Consider the following 6000-nt stretch of genomic DNA (forward strand, 5'->3'; position numbering starts at 1 on the left):
AAGTCATGCCTGATGACCATAGCAAGTCGGTACCACCCCTTCCCATCCCGAACAGGACCGTGAAACGACTTTGCGCCGATGATAGTGCTGCAACCAGTGTGAAAGTAGGTTATCGTCAGGCTAATTATTCGCAGAAGCCCGCTCAATTCATTGAGCGGGCTTTTTGCTTTTCTGCGCTCGACATTCGATCGCTCCATTCCGCTACACTCATTCACAGCACCTGTATCGTTTCCGAACAATTCAGCTTCCCATACCGGGATCGGCCAGTTGGCATGTCATTTGCTCGCATTACGACAAACCACAAGACCAGGGGACATGGATGGCGCATCGAATCGGTCGCGCGGCAGGCGCCGCCGTCGCACGGCTTGGCATGCCTTTCCTGTTGCTCCTCGCTGGCACCGCCACCGCCGAAGAGCCGCGCGTCGCCAGGGTCGAGGTCGTCGGCCTTGCACCTGTCTATGGACTCGGCATCGATCGCGACCTGTTGCCTTACCCGGTACAGTTAGCAAGCGACAAAGCCATCCGCAAGGCGGGCGGGGAGAACCTGGCCGAATTCATGGCGCACAACCTGAGCGGCGTGAACGCGAACGAGATTTCGGGCAGCCCCTTCCAGAGCGATATCACCTTCCGCGGTTTCCGCGCATCGTCCATACTGGGCAGCTCACAGGGCATCTCCATCTACCTGGACGGCGTGCGCGTGAACGAGCCTTTCGGCGATGTGATCAACTGGGACATGATGCCGGAGGCGGCGATCGGCGACCTGGCCCTCGTCACCGGCGCCAACCCCCTGTACGGCCTGAACACGCTGGGCGGTGCGCTCGCCTTCAGGACCAAGTCCGGTCTCACGGATCCGGGCGGCGAGCTCGAATTGTCGGTAAGCAGTCAGGGCCGGCGCCGCAGCGACATCGCCTACGGCTGGCAGGGCAGCGGTGGCTGGCATGGCTTCATCGGCGCCACGCTGTTCGACGATACCGGCTGGCGCGCTCACTCCGCCGGAAGGCTGGGCAATATGCTGGCCAAGCTTGGCCAGGCGAGCGGGGCCACCGAGTGGAGCGCGTCGCTGCTCGCCGGCCGCAGCCGTGTGCTCGGCAACGGATTGCTGCCGGACCTTCTGTATCGGGATGAGCGCAGCGCCGTCTATACCTATCCGGACACGACCCGCAACCACCTGGTTCAGGGCACCTTCAACCTCACGCACCGCCTTGCTCGCGACAGCGAACTGAGCGCCGTCGCCTATGTTCGCAACAGCCGTCGCGAAACCGTCAACGGCGATGTCAGCGAGGATTACGGCGATTACGCCGAGGACTGCGCCGCCGGCTTTGGTGCCGATGGCGCGCCGCGCGAGCCGGCTTCGTGCGGGGTGACGAGGGAGCAGGGCGCTGCAATGCATGCCGGCGTACTGAATACGACCAGTACGCGCCAGAATGGCAGCGGCGCCAGCCTTGCGTTCGGCACCCGGCGCGGCATATTGCGCCTGGACGGCGGCGCCAGCCTGGACCGCAGCGACGTCGAGTACGCCCAGTTCGCACAAGCGGCATTCGTGACCGCCGCGCGTGAAGTCATCGGCGATCCGCTCGAGTCGCGCGAGTCGACCTCATCGGTGGTCGGCAAATCGCGTACTGCCGGGGTCTATCTTTCCGCCTCCATGGAAGTCGCGCCGGGAACGCAACTGACGGCCAGTGCGCGCTATGGCCACACACGCGTCGAGAACACCCTGAGCAACGAGCGGGGCGTGCAGCCGCGGGAAGGCTTCAGCTACCGCCGCCTGAATCCCGCGCTCGGCTTCACCCATGTGCTGCTTCCGCGTGTGACATTGTTCGCCAACCTTGCTCAGGGTAGCCGGGTGCCGACCGTGATCGAGCTGGGATGCGCGGACCCGGACAATCCGTGCCGCCTGCCGGTCGGCCTGCAATCCGATCCCTACCTGAAGCAGGTCGTTGCGCGCACCATGGAGGCCGGGGCGCGCGGCCGCTTCCAGCAGGATGGCGTGTCGGGCAGCTATTCGCTGTCCCTGCACCGGACAGTCAACCGCGACGACATCCTGTTCCTGAGCTCGCCGTCGCGCCAGGGCTATTTCTCGAATTTCGAGCGTACCCGTCACCAGGGCCTGGACGCCATGCTGAGCCGCCAGTCCGGACGGCTCGGGCTGCGCCTCGCCTACAGCTACCTGCAGGCGGTGTACGACGCCGACGGCGAACTGTTCACCGGTGCGCGCCATGTCCAGATCCGGCGCGGCACCCGGATGGCGGGCCTGCCGCGCCATACCGGCAAGCTGTCGCTGGACTGGAACACGAGCCCGGCGCTGACCCTCGGCATGGACATCCACGCGGTATCGAGCCTGGTCACGCAAGGAAACGAGGACGGCCTGATCGAGGATGCCGAAGACGGCAAGGATGCGCAGCGCGCCGACCGGCGCGTGCATGGCTATATGCTGCTCGGCTTGCGCGCCAGCTACCGGCCGGCAGATCAATGGGAATTTTTTGCACGCATCAGCAACGTGTTCGACCGCCGTTACGAAACCTTTGGTGCGCTGGCGCCGGACCTGTTTCCGCATGGCCGCCTGCTCGCGCCGCACGAGCAGGCCGGCGAGGCCGAACAGGCGCGTTTCGTGGCGCCGGGCGCACCGCGGGCCGTGGTCGCGGGCCTGCGCTATCGTTTCTGATCAGAAGCGATATTCGGTGGTGAGGCCGGCCATCCACTGTCGCCCCGGCGCCGCTTCGTAAAAGCGTTTATTGGTGTCGCCGACGATGACCGAGCCGATGTAGTTACGGTCGAACATATTGTTCAGGCGCAGGAACTCCTTGAAGCGCCAGCGATCGCGGCCCTGGCGCGCCTGGAGGCGCAGGTTCACTAGCGCATAGCCGGGCGCCGGGCGCTCGGTATTCGTATCCTCCGCATACACCTTGCCGTTCGCAATGGTTTCCAGCGCAACCCCCAGGCGTCCGCTCTCGTCCTTCCAGGCAAGCTCGCCATACATGCTCGCGCGCGGCACGCCCGGCAGGCGGCTGCCGGCCGGCACGGCGCCGAAGCCGGTCTGGTAGCTTGCGCGCAGCATGCTCAGGGTCAGCTTGCCGCTGAAACCGTTCTTGAGATCGGTGTCGAGGGACACTTCGGCGCCGCGGCGCAGTGTCTTGCTCGCATTGCGATAGCTGGTGCGTCCGCCGACCGAACTGTCGACCACCAGTTCGTCGTCGGTGCGCACCTGGAACAGCGCCAGGTCGATACGCGTGTCGCTGCCCAGCACGGTCTTCGCGCCGATCTCCAGGTGGCGGCTCCTGGCCGGCGCCAGGTGGAAGTTGAAGCCGGTGGCGCCGCTCGAATAGAACAGCTCGTTCAAGGTCGGGGTCTCGAAGCCGCGCGCCGCGCTCGCGTACAGGTTCAGTCCTCGCTCCACCTTGTACAACACCCCGAGCACCGGCGTGGTGCGCCGGTAGTCGATCGTGCCGCTGTCGTTGCCGTTGCCGAGGAAGCGGTCCTCGACCTCCACCTTCAGGCGGCTGTGGCGCAGGCCGGCCGTGAGTACCCAGGGACCGCCCTGCCATTCGGCCTGCAGGTAGGGATCGATGCCGGTCAGCACGTCGGTCTCGTCGCGCCGCAGCGTGCCCTTGACGCCGAAGCGCGGGACGGACTGCTCGAGGACGAAGTTCTCGTAGCCCTTGCGGTCGTCCGTGGAGCGGTCGATGTCGATGCCGACTGTCGTGCTGAGCTTGCCGCCGGCGAGAGGACGCACGAACATCCAGTTGAGGTCGGCGCCGTAGAAGTCGCGGTCGAAATCGACCACGCCGCCGGAATGCGTGGGCGGCGCCTGGAAGGCGCGCGAGAAGGACTGGTACTGGATCACGCCTCGGTTGCCGCCATACACCGTCGCGTGCAGGCGGTCCTCTCCGAAGCGCTGCTCGAAGGTGGCGCCGATCTGCTGGTGGTCGATGCTCTTGCGCGTGTCGTAGCGGTCGGCCAGCGTGCGCTTCGGCGTCCGGGTATCGGTGGCGTCGATTTCGCCGGCGCGCGGATTGCGCTCGAAGGTGGCCCAGGTAACGCCCAGCGGATCCTGGGTGTCGTGCTGGGACAGGCTGCTGGCGGTGACCGTCAGCTTGCTCGTCGCGCCTGGCCTGGTGGTCAGCTTTACCATGCCCTGGTCGCGCCGCGCAGCGCTGTGTGCACGGTAGCCCTCGGTATCGAAGCGCGAGGCATCGATCACATAGCCGAGGCCCTCGGTTTCGCCCTCGGCGTTGACGTCGAGCTTGACCATGCCGTCGCTGCCGCCGGACAGGCTGGTTTCCAGTACCGGACTGCCGCGTCCCTCGCGCGTGAACAGTTGGATCACGCCACCCGCGTGGTTGCCGTAGACGACGGAGAACGGTCCGCGCAGCACTTCGATGCGCTCGGCCATGTCGAGGTTGAAAGTGGCTGCTTGTCCCTGGCCGTCCGGCATGGTGGCCGGGATGCCGTCGGCGAACAGGCGCATGCCGCGCACGCCGAAGGTGGAGCGCGCGCCGAAGCCGCGCGACGAGATCTGCAGGTCCTGCGCGTAGTTTTGCCGGTTCTGGATCACCAGTCCCGGTACCGCAACCAAGGCTTCGGAAGCGTTGACGCGCATCTGCGTATCGCGGATGCGCGATGCGTCGACGACGTCGATCGCCGCCGGGAAGTCGGCACGATCGTGCTCGGCACGACTGCCGGTGACGATCACGACGGGAATGCCGGCCGCCGCGCCGGCCGCGCCGGTCCCGGTATCGGCCGCGTACGCCGGGCAGGCGAGCGCCACGCCGCCGGCGGCACACAGCGCGGCGATGGCGTTCAGCCTGCATGGTGGGTGCGTCATCTGTTCTCCCTGTTCCGGATTTATGGTTTGCAATCCAAGCAATATGCCTGCCATCCCATTCGATCCCTGGACGGCGTGCCGGTTTCCGGTTTCCGGCGGCAGGACACCTGCTCCAGATTTGCACAGTTGCCGCCCGAGTGTTGCGGTTCCGGCACGGGCGTACACGAACTCTGCACAGGTTTCCTAGGCCAGGCGCCTGGCACGACCCTTGCGAATGCCTGGACGTAGCACAAGACCATTCACAACGGAGACACCATGAAAACGAGAGCCGCCATCGCATGGAAGGCCGGGGAACCCCTGACGATTGCCGACGTCGACCTGGAAGGCCCGCGCGCCGGCGAAGTGCTGGTCGAGGTCAAGGCCACCGGCATCTGCCATACCGATTACTACACGCTGTCGGGCGCCGATCCGGAAGGCATCTTCCCAGCCATCCTCGGTCATGAAGGGGCGGGCGTCGTCCTCGAAACCGGTCCCGGTGTGACCAGCGTCAAGCGCGACGACCACGTTATTCCGCTCTACACCCCGGAATGCCGCCAGTGCAAATTCTGCCTGTCGCGCAAGACCAACCTGTGCCAGGCCATCCGCTCCACCCAAGGCCGCGGCCTGATGCCGGACGGTACTTCGCGCTTCTCGCTGGACGGCCAGCCGATCTACCACTACATGGGCACCTCGACCTTCTCGAACTACATCGTGGTGCCGGAAATCGCGCTGGCAAAAATCCGCGAGGATGCTCCCTTCGACAAGACCTGTTATATCGGCTGCGGCGTAACCACGGGCGTGGGCGCGGTGATCTTCACGGCCAAGGTGGAACCCGGCGCCAACGTGGTCGTGTTCGGCCTGGGCGGCATCGGCCTGAACGTCATCCAGGCGGCCAGGATGGTCGGCGCCGACAAGATCATCGGCGTGGACATCAACCCTGGCCGCGAACAGATGGCGCGCCAGTTCGGCATGACCCACTTCGTCAATCCGAAGGAAGTCGGGAACGTGGTCGACGCCATCGTCCAGCTGACCGACGGCGGCGCCGACTATTCCTTCGAATGCATCGGCAACGTCACCACCATGCGCCAGTCGCTGGAGTGCTGCCACAAGGGCTGGGGCCAGTCGATCATCATCGGCGTGGCCGAAGCGGGCAAGGAGATTTCGACCCGTCCGTTCCAGCTGGTCACCGGCCGCGTCTG

General features: G+C 65.6%; 3 protein-coding genes and 1 rRNA gene. 3 read left to right on the plus strand and 1 reads right to left on the minus strand.

The annotated features are described in order from the left end of the window. Positions 1–8: 8 nt before the first annotated feature. Positions 9–121: ribosomal RNA gene (gene rrf / locus AB4Z32_RS27295) — 5S ribosomal RNA — on the plus strand. A gap of 198 nt (positions 122–319) precedes the next feature. After that, positions 320–2662, plus strand: a complete 2343-nt coding sequence (locus AB4Z32_RS27300; RefSeq protein WP_442124960.1) for a TonB-dependent receptor — start codon at positions 320–322, stop codon at positions 2660–2662. On the opposite strand, the gene AB4Z32_RS27305 is transcribed toward AB4Z32_RS27300, so the two are convergent. Further along, complete coding sequence (locus AB4Z32_RS27305; RefSeq protein WP_442124961.1) at positions 2663–4822, minus strand: TonB-dependent receptor family protein; 2160 nt, start codon at positions 4820–4822, stop codon at positions 2663–2665. It lies immediately after the preceding gene. Positions 4823–5077: 255 nt separating this feature from the next. Between AB4Z32_RS27305 and AB4Z32_RS27310 the strand changes: the two genes are divergently transcribed. Then, the coding region (locus AB4Z32_RS27310; protein ID WP_442124962.1) for a zinc-binding dehydrogenase at positions 5078–6000 on the plus strand (923 nt) is incomplete at its 3' end.

Origin of the sequence: Massilia sp. 2TAF26 (assembly GCF_052115005.1) — a bacterium.
Classification (GTDB): Bacteria; Pseudomonadota; Gammaproteobacteria; order Burkholderiales; family Burkholderiaceae_D; genus Telluria.

Excerpts from the sequence above, each read along its gene's own strand:
- AB4Z32_RS27300 (WP_442124960.1), top strand. The coding sequence starts at position 320 with ATGGCGCATCGAATCGGTCGCGCGGCAGGCGCCGCCGTCGCACGGCTT.
- AB4Z32_RS27305 (WP_442124961.1), bottom strand. The coding sequence starts at position 4,822 with ATGACGCACCCACCATGCAGGCTGAACGCCATCGCCGCGCTGTGTGCC.